The organism is Listeria marthii (assembly GCF_014227425.1).
In the GTDB taxonomy this organism is placed as follows: domain Bacteria; phylum Bacillota; class Bacilli; order Lactobacillales; family Listeriaceae; genus Listeria; species Listeria marthii.
In genome coordinates this window covers 1-16,584 of sequence record NZ_JAASWB010000005.1, presented here as the reverse complement: position 1 = coordinate 16,584, position 16,584 = coordinate 1, and the positions used below count along the sequence as shown (strand labels likewise).

Sequence of the window (16,584 nt, the reverse complement as noted above, 5' to 3'; positions counted from 1 at the left end):
TTTAGTTGCAAGATTTTTTATGAATTTACTTTAAACTGCATGGTTTCTTTATCGAAATAAACATTTTTATTTTTGCGCCATAAGTTCAAATAGGCCGTGTAGCCCAGTGCTGCCTTATCGACCCACGCTGGATTTACCGTTTTTAGTAATTGTAATGTTTTTTCAAAAGCGATTTTCCGGGTATCTGCTTCTAAAATGTTATCGTCTCGTTCGATATCTTCTTTGCGATGGCGCAGTTCAAATTCCATGCCCATGTACCAGCAAATATGCAGAAAAACTTCATATTTAAACTCTTCTAAATCCGTGGTGTTAAACTCGCTATTACGGTTGCCGCGTTCATAACCATAGAGCATGTAGCCATTTCGTTCACTATAATCCATACAAAGTTCGCCGAAACCTGGACCATCACCTAGAAATAAAGGGAAATCTAGCTCTAAAAAATCCGCTTCCCGTTTAAACTCCAAATAAATCTGTTTTGCTTTGTCCATTTTGTCGCCTCCCTAACAAAACAACCTCCACAAATAAATGTAGAGGTTGCAAGTTTTAAAGTTTTTCGATTTGGTTGAAATCAACTTCGACTGGCGTTTCACGTCCGAACATGTTAACCATGACTTTCGCTTTACCTTTGTCGTTGTCCATTTCGTCCACTTTACCAGAGAAGTCAGCGAATGGTCCTTCTTTGACCATAACTGTTTCGCCGATTTCAAAGTCAGCTTCTGCACGTTTTTCAACCATGCCCATGCTTTTAAGAATACGGTCTGCTTCTTCTGGAAGTAATGGTGTTGGTTTTGAGCCTGAACCAGCTGAACCAACGAAACCTGTAACACCTGGAGTATTACGAACTACGTACCAAGAATCGTCTGTCATAACGATTTCTACTAATACATAACCAGGGAAAACTTTACGTTTGATTGTTTTCGTTTTACCATTTTTTACTTCTGTTTCTTCTTCTTCCGGTACGATTACGCGGAAGATTTTATCTGACATGCCCATTGATTCTACACGTTTTTCTAAGTTTGCTTTGACTTTATTTTCATAACCGGAGTAAGTATGAACTACATACCAATTTTTTTCCATTGTTTAGTTGGCAGCATCCTATTTTGCCGCCATCCTCCTTTTAGTATAATCCAAAATAAAAAACCCGAAAGTTGTACGGGTTTTGTCTCAAGTAATAGTATATCATTATCTTTGTAAAATTCCTAGCACTACACGATAAGTTTAATAATTTGTTCGATACCGAAATCAATTAACATAAAGAATAGAGCAAATAAAACTACTGTAATAACTACTGTTACTGTGTATGTTAAAAGTTCTTTTCTAGTTGGCCACGTAACTTTGTGCATTTCGGACGAAACATTCCGAAAGAATCTTGCTATTGCAGACATACCAAAACCTCCATATCGTCTATTTTGTTTCTCGATGTAATGTATGTTTATTGCAGTGTCGGCAGAATTTCTTCACTTCTAAGCGAGTTTCTTTCTGCGTCCCGCTAACATTGACCGTATAGTTTCTTGAACCACACTCAGAACAAGCGAGGGATGTTTTCTTCTTCATAAATTATCTCAACTCCGCAATCATTAAATATGCCATGCCAAAAAATAGGCACATTTCATCCATATAAATATAACATTTGGCTCTTAGCTAGTCAATTGTTTTTTCATTCTAGCTGTTTCATCATTTTCTTTTTGACGCGTTGCAGAGCATTGTCGATTGCTTTCTCTTTTTTATTGAAGAAAACCGCCATTTCTTGATAGCTCTTGCCTTCTAAATATTGTTTTAATACTTCTTTTTCAAATTCGCTTGTGACTTGTTCTAGTTGGCGTGCTACATGCGTTAAATCCTCGTTTTTGATTAAAAAGTCTTCTGGTGTTTCGGCGGCTTTTTCGGAAATAACATCCAGTAAAGTCCAGTCCACATCATCTTCGGCCATTGGCGTATCGAGTGAAACAGAATTATTAAGTGGAATATTCTTCTGTCTAGATGCCCGCTTAACTGCCGAAAGAAGCTGCCTATTAATACACATTTCTGCAAAAGATCGAAAAGAAGCTTCTTTGGTTTTGTCATAATCACGAATCGCTTTGAAAAGACCAATCATCGCTTCTTGGATTAAATCATCCCGCTCAGCACCTTGCAGAAAATACTGGGTTGATTTCCAGTAAATAACTGACTGATACTTACTGAAAAAATATTCTAGCGCTTCTGTATCACCGCTTCTCGCTAGTTCGAGCATCGTCATTTCTTCCTGATTCACTGAATTATCCACTGGGCTAATCGGCTCCTTTACGACAGGATTTCTTCCATGGTTGCTCCATTATACATAGTTAGAAACTTACCGTCAATCCCTTACTCCTCGCCTCTTCTCCACTTTTCAAGCTGTGAAATAACATCAGAATCTAGATTAAGGTTTGATTTTGGCATTTCTTCCTGAATTCGCTTGATTTTCTGACCGATTTGTTTGCTCATTTCCTGAATTTCAAAAAGTAGTTCACGGGAAGAAATCCGTAACGCTCCTTGTCCAAAAATAGCCCACTGTTCTGTATAATCAGATGTTGCTACCATAATTTGCGTCCGCACATTTTTCCATTCAATTGCTTTTTGTTCAATGTATTCATCCGCCGTTTCGTCCTCATGTGTAAAAACTACTTCGACTTGATATTTCTTGCTTTTCCGCTTCACACCTCGGACAAACTGTGCATCAAAAACGACCACAACCCGGTATCCCGTATAACTTTGATACTCCGCCATCCATTCAACCAGCTTATCTCTCGCCGCTTCCAAATCACGATCTTTCAAATAACTTAATTCCGGCCAAGCCCCAATCACATTATACCCGTCAACAAGCAGAATTTGTTCCATCTTTATTTCTCCAGAGGGAAACGTTTCCGATAAACTTCATAAAGTAACAAACTCGCTGCAACAGAAGCATTAAGTGATGTAACTTTTCCACGCATTGGTAAATGAACAAGAAAATCGCATTTTTCGCGAACTAAACGGCTCATTCCGAAACCTTCACTACCAATAACAATTGCAAGCGGCATATCCACGTCCATCGTCCGGTAATCGCTGCTCCCCTTCGCATCAGTACCGAAAATCCAAAGTCCACGCTTTTGCAATTCTTCCATTGTCCGCACCATATTCGTGACACGAACTACTGGAACATACTCCATCGCGCCAGTACTAGCTTTTGCTACGGTTTGCGTTAATCCCACTGAGCGGCGTTTCGGAATAATAATCCCGTGTGCGCCAACAGAATCCGCCGTACGCATAATCGACCCTAAGTTATGCGGATCTTCTAGTTCATCTAAAATAATGAAAAATGGCATTTCATCTTTCGCTTCAGCTGCTGCGAATAAATCATCGAGTTCCGCATATTGATACGCCGCAACCTGTGCTGCAACACCTTGATGCGCGCCGCTTACTACTTTTTCGATTTTTTGTTTTGGTACAAATTGAACCTGGATTTTACGTTCTTTCGCCAAAGCTAACACTTGTTTCAAAACACCTTTTTGCGAACCTTCTTGTACGTATATTTTATGGATATCTCGATCAGATCTTAACACTTCAAGGACAGGGTTTCTCCCGCCAATCCACTCTTGCTCATTTTCTTGTTCCATTAGTTGTTTTCCACTCCTTTTTCTACTATTTCAAGCGCCTTTTCCATCCATTCTTGAAGTCTATCCATCTCACCTGCTAAATAAAGATAGCCGAGAACCGCTTCAAAAGAAGTAGACATGCTGTATGTTCCTGGATCCGTGTTTTTAGGCACTGTATACGACTTGGCATTTCGCCCGCGTTTAGCAATTCGGTCTTCTTCCTCTGTCAAAAAGCCTTCCGCAATCATAGCTTTTAGCGCCACCGCTTGCCCTTTTGCAGAAACAAATTTTGTCGCCGTTTTATGCAATTGGTTCGGTTTGGTTTTCCCTGCTGCAAGTAAATATTCGCGGATAAATTTTTCGTACACCGCATCACCCATGTAAGCAAGCGCGAGACCATTCAATTGTTTGTATTCTTTCACTTCTGCCATGATTTACCCCCGTCTAAACCGCGTGCCTTGCGCAGTGTCTTCCAAAATAATATTTTTTTCTTTCAAAATGTCTCGAATTTCATCAGCTCGTGCAAAATTGCGTTCATTTCGCGCTTGCAGACGTTCTTCAATTAGCGCCTCTACTTCGCTATCATCCAACGAATCCGTTTGCGTATTTTCTAATTTCAAGCCTAATACTTCCGCGAATAAACGCATCATACTTAAAAATTCTCGCAACACATTAACAGAAACCGTTTCTTTTGCCAGATAAATATTAGCACGTTTCGCAAGTTCGTGGAAAGTTGTAATGGCATTCGCTGTATTGAAATCATCATCCATATCATCTTCAAAAGCTTGTTTTAATTCAGTCAGTTGCTCTAACCACTCGTCCTCATGCGTTTCTTCCACATATTCACCGTCATCCGTTTGAATACGGTGGTCAATGTTTTGATACGCAATCATTAACCGCTCCAGCCCATTTTTCGCATCCTCCAAAATCGCATCATTCAGCGTAATCGGCTTCCGATAATGCACCGATAACATGAAGAACCGAATCACATTTGGATCATTGTCTTTTAGCACATCATGCAGCGTAATAAAATTCCCGAGCGATTTGGACATTTTTTCCCCATCAATATTTAAAAAGGCATTATGCATCCAGTAGTTCGCGAATGTTTTCCCTGTTGCCGCTTCGGATTGAGCAATCTCATCCTCATGGTGAGGGAATACTAAATCTTGCCCGCCCGCATGAATATCAATCGTCTCACCGAGATATTTTTTCGCCAGCGCCGAGCATTCAATATGCCAACCCGGACGACCATTCCCAAATGGACTTTCCCAAAAAATCTCGCCCGGCTTTGCAGCTTTCCAAAGGGTGAAATCAAGTTCATCTTGCTTACGCTCATTATATTCAACCCGAGCCCCGTGCTGTAGTTCCGATAATGCTTGTCCAGATAGTTTGCCGTAATCTTTGAATTCCTTCGTCCGGAAATATACATCACCAGCCGACTCGTAAGCATAACCTTTTTCGATTAGCGTACTGATCATTTGAATAATTTCGTCCATATTTTCTGTCACACGCGGATTCACAGTCGCTTTCGCCACATTCAGCTGATCCACATCATCAAAATAAGCACCAATAAAGCGGTCCGCTACTTCCGGAACAGTCAATTTCAGTTCATTAGCCGCACGAATCAATTTATCATCCACGTCAGTAAAATTAGACACGAATTTCACATCGTAGCCACGGTACGTAAAATAACGTCGAACCGTATCGAAAACGATGATTGGTCGCGCATTTCCGATATGAATATAATTGTAAACAGTTGGTCCACAAACATACATTTTCACTTCGCCATCTTTGAGCGGTTTAAAAGGCTCTTTCTCTCGTTTTAACGTATTAAAAATTTGTATCGACAATCAGATCTACTCCTTTTCCTTTAAAAGTTTTTCTACTATATTTTCTAATTCCGCAATTCGTAATGTTAATTCATCCATTTTAGGAACCGCATGCCCTACCGTACGCCCATTCAACCGAACAACCTTCGCCGGAATCCCGACAACCGTTGCACCAGGTGGCACGTCTTTTAAAACAACAGCTCCCGCACCAATACGCGCGCCTGCTCCAATTTCTACCGGCCCAAGTACTTTTGCCCCCGCCGAAACGAGCGCCCCGTCACCGACAGTTGGATGGCGTTTCCCGCAGTCTTTCCCAGTCCCACCGAGCGTAACCCCGTGGAATATCGTTACATCTTCACCAATTTCTGCAGTTTCTCCAATAACAATCCCTGCACCATGATCAATAAAAAGCCTTCTACCAATAGTTGCGCCTGGATGAATCTCTATATTAGTCCAGAAACGAGCGGTCTGCGCTAATACTTTTCCCAACAAAACCATTTTATGACGATAAAAAAAGTTCGCCACACGATGCCACCAAAGTGCATGCAATCCTGGATTCGTTAAAAAAGCATCAAAAAAACTCTTCGTCGCAGGGTCATTCTTTATAATTGTTGTAATATCTTCTTTTAAGCGAGTTGGCATTTTGTTGCCTCCTTATTCAAGTTTGTACATTTTTTATTGGAACCTAAACCAACAAAAAAAGCCCCTCCGATACAGAGACGCTTTGCGCGGTTCCACTCTGACTTGAGCATTGCTAATTATAGCAGACACTCCAACTCTAGGGGTGGGGTTAACGACCCACATTTCGTCTGATGATACTAAATTTCCCATCAGAATTCAGGGAGGCATTTCAGGAGTGTTCAGCTAAGTCGCTTCCAGCCGCGGCGACTCTCTCTTCAAGCTTAGAATTCCGTACTTCTTCCCATCAGCACTTTTTCCGTATATTTAGTTCTATTATAACAGCAATAAAATTCCTTGCAACTGAAATATATCAAAATAAAAAAGTGCCCCGCAAATAGCCGAGACACTTCCCTTTAAAATTAATTATTTTTCAACCATGTATCCAAACGATTAAGCACTTTTTCAAGGCCAAGAACCTCAATTGCAAGCGGTAATTCCGGACCATGCATTTCACCAGTTGTCACAATACGAATTGGCATAAACAAACCTTTTCCTTTTACGCCAGTTTCTTTTTGGACACGCTTGATTGCCGCTTTAACTTCCGCAGCTTCAAGAACTTCCAGTGCTTCTAACTCTTTTTTGAAAGCCGAAATAACGGTTGGCACTGTTTCTTCAGCCAGAACTGCTGTTTCTTCTTCATCAAAAGTAATCGACTCCGCATCCGCAAAGAACATTTCTGAAAGTAGCACAATTTCAGCACCATAACTCATTTGTTCATGATAAAGTGAAACTAATTTGTGCACCCAGTCAAGTTCTGCTTGATCTAGCTCTGCAGAAACAACGCCCGCTTTTTGTAAATGAGGTAAAGAAAGCTCTACGACATCATTTAGCGGTAATTTTTTCACGTATTGGTTATTCACCCAAGTCAATTTAACATTATCGAATAATGCTGGTGATTTAGATAAACGCTTCGGATCAAACATCTTAATGAACTCTTCTTTAGAGAAAATTTCTTCTTCCCCTTCAGGAGACCAACCAAGCATAGCGATAAAGTTAAATAACGCTTCTGGTAAATATCCTAAGTCACGATATTGTTCGATAAATTGAATAATCGAGCCATCACGTTTACTTAATTTACGTCTACTTTCATTGACAATCAGCGTCATATGACCGAAAATTGGTGGTTCCCAGCCAAAAGCATTGTAAATCATAATTTGTTTCGGTGTATTCGAAATGTGGTCATCCCCGCGAAGAACATGCGAGATTTCCATCAAATGGTCATCCACTGCTACAGCAAAGTTATACGTCGGAATTCCGTCTTTTTTCGCAATAACAAAATCACCAATACCATTTGACTCAAAAGAAACATCATCTTTTACCATATCGTTAAAAGTAATTGTTTCATTCGCTGGTACTTTGAAACGAATGCTCGGTTTAAAGCCTTGCGCTTCTTTTTCAACTTGTTGTTCTTTTGTTAAATGACGACATTTCCCGCTATAACGTGGCATTTCGCCATTTGCTTTTTGTTTTTCACGTTCTGCATCTAATTCTTCTTCTGTACAATAACATTTATATGCCAAATCTTTGTCCAAAAGTTCTTGAATTAGCGGCTCATAAATAGATTGACGTTCGGATTGACGGTAAGGTCCGTATTTCCCAGGAACATCAACACCTTCATCCCAGTCCATACCAAGCCATTTCAAGTTTGTCATTTGACTTTCTTCACCATCAGCTATGTTACGCTTAGCATCCGTGTCTTCAATTCTAATGATAAAATCTCCATCATTATGTCTTGCAAATAAATAGTTAAATAAGGCAGTACGCGCATTCCCAATATGCAAAAATCCAGTTGGACTTGGCGCATAACGCACACGTACTCGTTTTGTTTCACTCACAATTATTCACTCCTTCAATTATTTTTCAAGTAAGACAACCGCAAGACTCGCGATTCCCTCTTCTCTACCAGTAAATCCTAATTTCTCTGTTGTCGTTGCTTTTACATTCACTTGCGTCGGATCCGCATGTAGCAACTCCGCAATTCTCAGCTTCATTTGGGTTACATATGGCGCCATTTTAGGTTTTTCAGCAATAATAGTAGCGTCTAAATTCCCAAGACGAAAACCATCCGCCTCTACTTTCTGCCAAATCTCAGTAAGTAACTCCGCTGAGTCCGCGTCTTTAAAAGTCATATCTGTATCCGGGAAAAAATGACCAATATCTCCGGCCCCAATTGCCCCAATAATAGCATCAGTTATAGCATGAAGTAGCACATCTGCATCGCTATGGCCAAGCAAACCTTTTTCATAAGGAATTTTAACCCCGCCGATAATCAGCTCTCGGTCATAGGCAAGTTTATGTACATCATAACCTTGGCCAATTCTAATCATTTACTTTCCCTCCAAGTTCTCCTAAAATCGCCTTTGCAAGCGGCATATCTTCAGGAGTTGTCAGCTTAATATTATAATAGCTTCCTTGGACAATAGCAACCGGACAAGGGATTCGCTCCACCAAACTAGCTTCATCCGTCCCTAAAAATTGTTCTTTTCGAGCAAGCTGATGTGCTTCCTGTAAAATGTGCAGTTCAAAAGCTTGCGGTGTTTGAATTTGCCAAAGATTTTCTCGGTCAACTGTTTCTTGAACGACGTCATTCACAACTCGTTTAACCGTATCTTTCACTTTCACTGCACAAATTGCGGCTTTATTTTGCTTCACGCCAGCTAGCAATCGATCAATGATATCAACAGTAACAAACGGTCTTGCCCCATCATGCACCAACACGACACTCTCTATTCCACAACGTTCCAGCCCCGCCGCTACACTATATTGGCGCTCACTTCCGCCTTTCACAATCTCAATTCGCTGCTCAGCAACATGTAGCTGACTCATTAATTTCTTTACATGCTTTCTTTCCTCTTCTTGACACACAACAATCACTTTAGAACAACGATTATCCGCTAAAAAAGGACGCAGGGCATGAATAAAAATCGGTTCACCAACTAGATCTAGCCACATTTTATTCTTCTGGGCATTCATACGCTTCCCTTGACCTGCCGCTAAAAAAACCAACTCATAATTCATGCTTATTTCCCCCTTCTAATCAGGATGGTTTAGCAAAAATCATTCTTCCCGCTGATGTTTGAAGTACACTCGTTACTTCAACTTGGATTGTTTCATTAATAAATTTACGACCATCTTCCACAACAATCATCGTTCCATCGTCTAAATATGCAACGCCTTGATTGTGCTCCTTACCATCTTTCACCATAAGAACAGTCATTTTCTCTCCTGGTAAAACAACAGGCTTCACAGCATTGGCCAAATCATTAATATTTAAAACTGGTACATTCTGGAACTCACATACTTTGTTTAAATTATAATCATTTGTTACAACAATCCCGCCCATTACTTTAGCAAGTTTAACAAGTTTACTATCAACTTCTGGCGTATCTTCAAAATCACCTTCATACATTTCCACTTGAATAGCGTCTTCTTTTTGGATGCGATTCAAAATATCTAATCCACGACGCCCTCTTGTTCGTTTAAGTGTATCCGATGAATCCGCAATATGCTGCAGTTCAGCTAATACAAACAATGGAATAACAACCGTTCCATCTAAAAATCCAGTAGTTAAAATATCTGCAATACGACCATCGATAATAACACTCGTATCCAAAATTTTGTATGTTTTCTTAGATTTTTCTTCCGATTGCTCTTCTTCCGGTGTTTTTTTCTTAGCATTTCTGTTATTGACAAAATTTCCAAATTCATTGCGACGACTGATTCCAATACGGAACCCTAAATAACCTAGCACTAACGTTAAAATAACTGGTACTACAGAATTTAAAAGCGGAATATTCGTTTGACTTAGCGCATTGCTCGCGAAAAATGCAATTACTAATCCTACAAATAAACCAAGTCCCCCATAAACAAGAGTTGCAATAGCAATTTTAGCTAACTTTTCCTCTAACCAATTAAGTGCGGCTTCTACATATTTCACCGCCCAAAAAGTAATAAGATAAAATATAAGTGCACCAATCAGAGCATCAGTATAAGGATTATTAATTAGCAAAATGTGTCCTATTCCAAGCTTCACCCAAAGTGTTGGCAGCGAAAAGACTCCCGTTGTCCCACCTAGAATTAAAAAACACACTCGAATTACCCATGTAAGCATTTAGTTTCCTCCTTTCTCATTTTTCATTTATATATAATCGGGCTATTACCAATATACATATAGCACTATTTTACACTATTAAAAGACTATACCGCAAATAGTACTCACGGAATCCCGCAAGTATTTATTTTCAGTTCGGTAAAGCTTTCTTCAAAGCCTCTCCAATTGTTTCTACACCAACTACTTGTACATCTTTTGGTATTTTCCAAGTTCCCTCGTTATTTTTAGGAATAAAAATTCGTTTAAAGCCAAGTTTTGCTGCTTCTTGCACGCGTTGCTCAATTCTTGCCACACGTCGAATTTCCCCAGTAAGTCCGAGTTCTCCAATAAAACAATCCGTGCTTTTCGTTGGTTTGTCACGATAACTAGATGCCACACTCACTGCAACAGCCAAATCCACTGCTGGCTCATCTAACTTCACTCCACCAGCCGCTTTTAAATAAGCATCTTGATTTTGTAGCATCAATCCGACTCGTTTTTCTAAAACAGCCATAATTAGCGATACTTTATTATAGTCGATTCCAGTCGCCATTCGTTTTGCATTCCCAAACATTGTCGGTGAAACTAGCGCCTGAATTTCCACAAGAACCGGACGCGTCCCTTCCATCGATGCTACGACTGTTGAACCTGATGCACCTTCAAGACGTTCTTCCAAGAAAACTTCGGATGGATTGGCAACTTCGACAAGCCCAACATCCCGCATTTCAAAAATACCCATTTCGTTCGTTGAGCCAAAACGGTTTTTCACTGCACGCAAAATCCGGTAAGCATGGTGACGTTCTCCTTCAAAATAAAGCACAGTATCTACCATATGTTCAAGTAGACGCGGCCCCGCAATCGCCCCTTCTTTTGTTACGTGCCCTACAATAAAGATAGCAATATTTTGCATTTTAGCAATTCGCATCAATGCTGCTGTACATTCCCTAACTTGCGAAACGCTCCCCGCCGCACTCGTAACATCCGGATGATAAACTGTCTGGATTGAGTCAATTACAACAAAATCAGGCTTCACAAAATCAATTGTTTCCTGAACAGCTTCTAAATTCGTTTCTGCATAAACGTATAAATTATCCCCAGAAACTTGCAATCGTTCTGCACGAAGTTTCGTTTGCTTAATAGATTCTTCCCCAGAAATATATAGTACTTTTTTATTTGTAAGTGTAAGTTGCGCCGATACTTGTAATAATAAAGTAGACTTCCCGATACCAGGGTCTCCTCCAACGAGTACCATAGATCCCGGAACTACACCGCCACCTAAAACTCGATTTAATTCTGGCATATTTGTTTCAACACGTTTTTCTACTTCACTTGCTATTTGTGTAATCTGAGTCGCTTTCGAAGGCTCTCCTGTATGATTAAAAGCTGAGCGCGATTTCTTCGATGGTTCTAATGCTTCCACCATCTGATTCCACTCATTACAATTCGGACATTTCCCCATCCATTTTGCCGATTCATACCCACATGCCTGACACACAAATTTGGTCGTCCTTTTTGCTTTAGCCATTTTTTACATCCCTCCATACATATGCTTCATTTTACCACAGATCATCTGTTCGCGTTAACCCTTTTCGCCAAATTCGTGTTTTCAGCCAAAATCCCACATTTTACACAAAAAACCTTCCTTAAAATTCAATTAAGGAAGGCTCTTCACTTATTTTGCTTTTACTTTTTTAGCAGCTGTTTTCTTTTTAGGAGCAGCTTTTTTTCTAACTTCTAATTTACCATCTTTGACACCAATTTCAATATAATCGCCTACTTTAATATTGCCACGAAGCAATTCCTCAGAAAGCATATCTTCTACTTCTTTTTGAATAGCTCGTTTCAAAGGACGCGCTCCGTATTCTGGATCGTAGCCGTCTTTAGCGATTTTAGCTTTCGCGCCTTCTGTCAATTTCACATGAATATCACGTTCAGCCAAGCGCTTCGTTAATTGCGCAGTTAACAGCGTAACAATTTGTTTCAATTCTTTTTCTTGTAGCGAATGGAACACAATTGTTTCGTCAATCCGGTTAATAAATTCTGGACGGAAAGCCTGTTTTAAGTCTTGTAAAACGCGGTGCTCCATTGCTTTATGATCTTTAATCGGATCCACCACATTAAAGCCCATTGATTTATCTTGTTTCATTTCTTGAGCCCCAATATTGGAAGTCATGATAATTACCGTATTTCTAAAATCAACAACACGACCTTTAGAATCAGTCAAACGCCCATCATCTAAAACCTGTAGTAACATATTAAATACATCCGGATGCGCTTTTTCAATTTCATCCAAAAGGACTACTGAATAAGGTTTTTGACGAACTTTTTCCGTCAGTTGCCCACCTTCTTCATACCCCACATAACCAGGAGGAGCCCCAACTAAACGAGCAGTCGAGAATTTCTCCATGTACTCGGACATATCTATACGAATCATCGAATCTTCATCACCAAACATCGACTCAGCAAGTGCACGTGCAAGTTCCGTTTTACCAACCCCAGTAGGTCCAAGGAAAATAAAGGACCCAATCGGACGTTTCGGATCTTTAAGACCAGCACGAGCTCGACGTACAGCTAACGAAACAGCCTTAACCGCTGCATCTTGCCCAATCACACGTTCATGTAAAAGTTTTTCCATATTTAAAAGTTTATTCGTCTCTGTTTCCGCCAGTTTCGCAACTGGAATCCCAGTCCAACTAGCAACAACTTCAGCAACAATATCTTCCGTTACTTCACTATGGTCCAAACCTTGTTTTTCTTGCCAATTCGCTTTCGTTTCTTCTAAAGATTTTTTAAGTTTTTGTTCTTTATCACGTAATGACGCTGCTTTTTCAAATTCTTGCCCTTGAACAGCCGCATCTTTTTCTTTTTTCAAATCAGATAAATTGTTTTCCATTTCTTTTACATTTTTCGGTGTTGTAAAAGATTTCAAACGTACTTTAGAACCAGCTTCGTCAATAACATCAATCGCTTTATCAGGTAAGAAACGGTCTGAAATATAACGATCAGATAATCGCACAGCTGCTTCAAGCGCCTCATCTGTAATTGCAACGCGGTGATGCGCTTCATAGCGATCACGCAAACCATGTAAAATTTGAACAGACTCTTCAACAGACGGTTCATCTACTTTAATCGGTTGGAAACGTCTTTCAAGCGCAGCATCTTTTTCGATGTATTTACGATACTCGTCCAGCGTCGTTGCACCAATACATTGCAACTCTCCACGAGCTAGCGGTGGCTTCAAGATATTCGATGCATCAATCGCACCTTCCGCTCCACCAGCGCCAATTAACGTATGCAACTCATCAATAAATAGAATAACATTACCAGCTTGGCGAATTTCATCCATTACTTTTTTCAAACGGTCTTCAAATTCACCACGATATTTTGTACCTGCGACAACAGTCCCCATATCCAGTGTCATTACACGTTTTCCTCGTAAAGTCTCAGGCACTTCATTACGAACAATTTGTTGCGCCAAGCCTTCTGCAATCGCCGTTTTACCAACACCAGGTTCCCCAATAAGTACAGGGTTGTTTTTCGTCCGGCGACTAAGCACCTCAATCACACGTTGGATTTCTTTAGAACGGCCAATAACCGGATCCAAATTATCTTCCCGAGCAATAACCGTTAAATCACGAGCTAAACTATCTAACGTCGGTGTAGCTTGCGTATTTGTTTGGCGACCAGCACCCGTAGCTTCTCCGCCACCAAGAAGCTGTAAAACTTGCTGACGCGCCTTGTTTAAACTAATGCCAAGATTACTTAAAACTCGCGCTGCAACTCCTTCACCTTCGCGAATAAGCCCAAGTAAAATATGTTCCGTCCCAACGTAAGTATGCCCTAATTTACGAGCCTCATCCATCGAAAGTTCAATTACTTTTTTCGCGCGAGGTGTATATTGAATCGTTGTCACAGCTTTTTCACCATGACCAATTAGTCCCTCTACCTCTTGCTGCACTTTTTCCGAACTAATCCCAAGTTCATAAAGAGCTTTCGCCGCAATCCCTTCGCCTTCTCGTACAAGACCTAATAAAATATGTTCTGTTCCTAAATTACTATGATTCAAACGCATCGCCTCTTCTTGTGACAACGCGAGTACTTTCTGAGCTCTTTGCGTAAAACGTCCAAACATCATTGTTGTTTCCTCCTTATCGTAAGCCTCATCATTTATCGCCCAAAATCTCGCGAATCACTTTGGCCCGTATTACTTTCTCTTCTAATTCATCCATATCTCGCCCTGCTTCTCTTCTCAAAAAAGCTGGTTGCGAAAATAGTACCAATTCATTCATTTTTTGGCGAGAAATATGCTCGAAAAACCCTAATTCCACACCAAGCCGTATATCCGATATAGCATCCGCCGCTTCTTTCATAGAAATAATTCGGCAATTCATCAATAATCCATATGACCTAAAAACTCTATCTTCCAGTGCAATATGAAATTTTTGCTTCAAAGTAGTTCTAGCCACACGCTCTTGCATAATAATTTGTTCCATGACTTGCGTTAAATCTTCCACAATTTCCGTCTCCGTTTTACCTAAAGTCACTTGATTCGAGACCTGAAAAATACTACTTGCGGGCATGCTACCTTCCCCGTATATACCTCTTACCACAAAACCTAGGCTCCTAATCGCCTCAATCACACTTTTAATTCTTTTCGTTGTCACAAGCCCTGGCAAATGCACCATCACAGACGCCCTCATACCAGTCCCAATATTCGTCACACAACTCGTCAAATATCCAAACTGCCTATCAAAAGCATAAGTCAATTTCTCTTCCACATAACCATCAATTTGCAGCGCCGCCTCTAAAGCATCAAACAACCGCAATCCCGGCGTCATACACTGTATCCGCAAATGATCTTCCTCATTCAACATAATACTAACATTCTCTTCCTCATTTAAAAGAACCGCACCAAACTCACTCTTATTCATCATATAAGGACTAATCAAATGCTTCTCCACCAAAAGCGCTTTTTCCAATAGAGAAATCTGATTCATTTTAAATAAAGTAAAATTATCATCAAAAACTTCTGCTATACTATCTACAATTTCTTCCTTCTGCTCATAAATTGGAAACCGTTCATCCTTCAAATTTCTAGCAAGCCTAATTCGCGAACTCAGGACAACATCATCGTCATCACCAGCATTCTCTAACCAAGAACTAAGCCGAGGTTCAAATACCTTCATTTAACCTCACCCCCAGCTTTCAAAGCCCTAATTTGATCACGAATAACCGCCGCCTCTTCAAATTCCTCATTTTTAACTAGTTGACCTAACTGTTCCTGCAAACGACTGATTTCATTTTGAACACCTTCCGCTCGCTCAACCTCAGCAGGCACTTTACCAACATGTTTTGTATAACCATTCTGAACTCGTCCGATAATCGGCACCAACTGCTCTTCAAAAGCCGAATAACACTCCGAACACCCCACTCGATTCGTTTGTAAAAACTCTTCAAAACTAAGCTGACAATTCCCACAAACAACCTTTTTCTGCGCATTTTCTTCTTTTTGCAATAACGTCAAAAAATCAAGCGCAACCTCACTAAAAGTATCCATCGCTTTAACTAAATCTTTTTCCGAAGAAAGAGCTTCATTAGCTGCACAATTCTCACATAGATACAACGACTCTACTTTCCCAGCCTCATTTAATTGCTGCAAAGCAATAACCGCCTTATTTTTCCCACATCTTTGACAAATCATCGTCATCACACCTTAATCATATTTCAAAGCAACCAACATCGCCTCTAAAATTCTACTTCTCAAAATATCCCTATCAGGTAAAGGTAAAATCAAAACTTCACGGTCTAATGCTGCAACCATTAGTCTTGCTTCTTTCTTCGTTATAACTTCCTCTTCAAGCAATCTCAAAATGACATCCTCAGAAAATGATTGAGAGACCTTTTTATCATGAACCATTGATATAATAGCTTCTAATAATTGAAGCTTATCATTCATTTTCACTTTAATAATCCGAATATATCCGCCACCACCACGTTTACTTTCAACGATGTAGCCACGTTCCATTGTAAACCTAGTATTTATTACATAGTTAATTTGCGAAGGCACACATTCAAACTTGTCCGCAATTTCACTTCTTTTAATTTCAACTGCTTCACTAGACTCCAAGACTTGCTTCAAATAAGCTTCTATAATATCAGAAATATTTTTCATTATAAGGAATCTCCTTTCTATTTTTTACAAATCACTGACTTTGACTATTTTTGACTTTAATTATACTAGATATCCCTACCTATTAGCAATTTATTTATCTTTTTTACAAACAAAAAAAGCCCTAAATAATTAGGACTTTTTCAAATTGCCCGGCAGCGACCTACTCTCGCAGGGGGAAGCCCCCAACTACCATTGGCGCGGAGAAGCTTAACTACCGTG

General features: G+C 40.0%; 19 protein-coding genes, 1 rRNA gene and 1 other annotated feature. All 20 genes read right to left on the bottom strand.

Annotated features, from left to right (window positions below):
- Window positions 1-17: 17 nt before the first annotated feature.
- On the bottom strand, window positions 18-488 hold the full coding sequence (locus HCJ55_RS10195) for an Imm63 family immunity protein (protein WP_008946655.1): 471 nt from the start codon (window positions 486-488) through the stop codon (window positions 18-20).
- Window positions 489-543: 55 nt separating this feature from the next.
- Window positions 544-1,077 carry a transcription termination/antitermination protein NusG gene (nusG, locus tag HCJ55_RS10190; protein WP_003726896.1) on the bottom strand — a complete coding sequence of 178 codons (534 nt, stop codon included), beginning with the start codon at window positions 1,075-1,077 and terminating at the stop codon, window positions 544-546.
- A 128-nt stretch (window positions 1,078-1,205) separates the two neighbouring features.
- Window positions 1,206-1,385 carry a preprotein translocase subunit SecE gene (gene secE, locus HCJ55_RS10185; protein ID WP_003726895.1) on the bottom strand — a complete coding sequence of 60 codons (180 nt, stop codon included), beginning with the start codon at window positions 1,383-1,385 and terminating at the stop codon, window positions 1,206-1,208.
- A 19-nt stretch (window positions 1,386-1,404) separates the two neighbouring features.
- On the bottom strand, window positions 1,405-1,554 hold the full coding sequence (rpmG, locus tag HCJ55_RS10180; RefSeq protein WP_003728079.1) for a 50S ribosomal protein L33: 150 nt from the start codon (window positions 1,552-1,554) through the stop codon (window positions 1,405-1,407).
- Between the two features lie 103 nt (window positions 1,555-1,657).
- The gene (locus HCJ55_RS10175) at window positions 1,658-2,263 is read right to left on the bottom strand and encodes an RNA polymerase factor sigma-70 (protein ID WP_008946654.1); all 606 of its coding nucleotides are present in this window, start codon (window positions 2,261-2,263) and stop codon (window positions 1,658-1,660) included.
- An 80-nt stretch (window positions 2,264-2,343) separates the two neighbouring features.
- Window positions 2,344-2,856, bottom strand: a complete 513-nt coding sequence (locus HCJ55_RS10170) for an NYN domain-containing protein (protein ID WP_008946653.1) — start codon at window positions 2,854-2,856, stop codon at window positions 2,344-2,346.
- Between the two features lie 2 nt (window positions 2,857-2,858).
- Window positions 2,859-3,614: a 23S rRNA (guanosine(2251)-2'-O)-methyltransferase RlmB gene (rlmB, locus tag HCJ55_RS10165; RefSeq protein WP_008946652.1), complete on the bottom strand. Its 756-nt coding sequence runs from the start codon at window positions 3,612-3,614 to the stop codon at window positions 2,859-2,861.
- The gene (locus tag HCJ55_RS10160) at window positions 3,614-4,024 is read right to left on the bottom strand and encodes a Mini-ribonuclease 3 (RefSeq protein ID WP_069001297.1); all 411 of its coding nucleotides are present in this window, start codon (window positions 4,022-4,024) and stop codon (window positions 3,614-3,616) included. The genes rlmB and HCJ55_RS10160 overlap by 1 nt, the downstream gene beginning before the upstream one ends.
- A 3-nt stretch (window positions 4,025-4,027) precedes the next feature.
- Window positions 4,028-5,443, bottom strand: a complete 1,416-nt coding sequence (gene cysS / locus HCJ55_RS10155) for a cysteine--tRNA ligase (protein ID WP_185502961.1) — start codon at window positions 5,441-5,443, stop codon at window positions 4,028-4,030.
- Between the two features lie 6 nt (window positions 5,444-5,449).
- Complete coding sequence (gene epsC, locus HCJ55_RS10150) at window positions 5,450-6,064, bottom strand: serine O-acetyltransferase EpsC (RefSeq protein ID WP_185504574.1); 615 nt, start codon at window positions 6,062-6,064, stop codon at window positions 5,450-5,452.
- Window positions 6,065-6,134: 70 nt separating this feature from the next.
- Window positions 6,135-6,360, bottom strand: a binding site (T-box leader).
- Between the two features lie 102 nt (window positions 6,361-6,462).
- Entirely contained in the window at window positions 6,463-7,938 is a 1,476-nt protein-coding gene (gene gltX, locus HCJ55_RS10145; RefSeq protein ID WP_185518027.1) for a glutamate--tRNA ligase, read from the bottom strand.
- Window positions 7,939-7,956: 18 nt separating this feature from the next.
- Window positions 7,957-8,430 (bottom strand): 2-C-methyl-D-erythritol 2,4-cyclodiphosphate synthase, encoded by a 474-nt coding sequence (ispF, locus tag HCJ55_RS10140; RefSeq protein WP_185504575.1) that lies wholly within the window; start codon window positions 8,428-8,430, stop codon window positions 7,957-7,959.
- Window positions 8,423-9,121 (bottom strand): 2-C-methyl-D-erythritol 4-phosphate cytidylyltransferase, encoded by a 699-nt coding sequence (gene ispD, locus HCJ55_RS10135; protein WP_185518025.1) that lies wholly within the window; start codon window positions 9,119-9,121, stop codon window positions 8,423-8,425. Before ispD ends, ispF begins: the two co-directional genes overlap by 8 nt.
- A gap of 19 nt (window positions 9,122-9,140) precedes the next feature.
- The gene (locus tag HCJ55_RS10130; protein ID WP_008946643.1) at window positions 9,141-10,214 is read right to left on the bottom strand and encodes a PIN/TRAM domain-containing protein; all 1,074 of its coding nucleotides are present in this window, start codon (window positions 10,212-10,214) and stop codon (window positions 9,141-9,143) included.
- Window positions 10,215-10,344: 130 nt separating this feature from the next.
- Complete coding sequence (gene radA, locus HCJ55_RS10125) at window positions 10,345-11,718, bottom strand: DNA repair protein RadA (RefSeq protein WP_185518023.1); 1,374 nt, start codon at window positions 11,716-11,718, stop codon at window positions 10,345-10,347.
- 147 nt (window positions 11,719-11,865) lie between these two features.
- Window positions 11,866-14,328, bottom strand: a complete 2,463-nt coding sequence (locus HCJ55_RS10120; RefSeq protein WP_185502956.1) for an ATP-dependent Clp protease ATP-binding subunit — start codon at window positions 14,326-14,328, stop codon at window positions 11,866-11,868.
- 28 nt (window positions 14,329-14,356) lie between these two features.
- Complete coding sequence (locus HCJ55_RS10115; protein WP_185506572.1) at window positions 14,357-15,379, bottom strand: protein arginine kinase; 1,023 nt, start codon at window positions 15,377-15,379, stop codon at window positions 14,357-14,359.
- Window positions 15,376-15,894, bottom strand: a complete 519-nt coding sequence (locus HCJ55_RS10110; RefSeq protein ID WP_185518021.1) for a UvrB/UvrC motif-containing protein — start codon at window positions 15,892-15,894, stop codon at window positions 15,376-15,378. Before HCJ55_RS10110 ends, HCJ55_RS10115 begins: the two co-directional genes overlap by 4 nt.
- A gap of 12 nt (window positions 15,895-15,906) precedes the next feature.
- Window positions 15,907-16,365 (bottom strand): CtsR family transcriptional regulator, encoded by a 459-nt coding sequence (locus tag HCJ55_RS10105; protein WP_003723894.1) that lies wholly within the window; start codon window positions 16,363-16,365, stop codon window positions 15,907-15,909.
- Between the two features lie 147 nt (window positions 16,366-16,512).
- Window positions 16,513-16,584: ribosomal RNA gene (gene rrf / locus HCJ55_RS14050) — 5S ribosomal RNA — on the bottom strand; the annotation flags it as partial.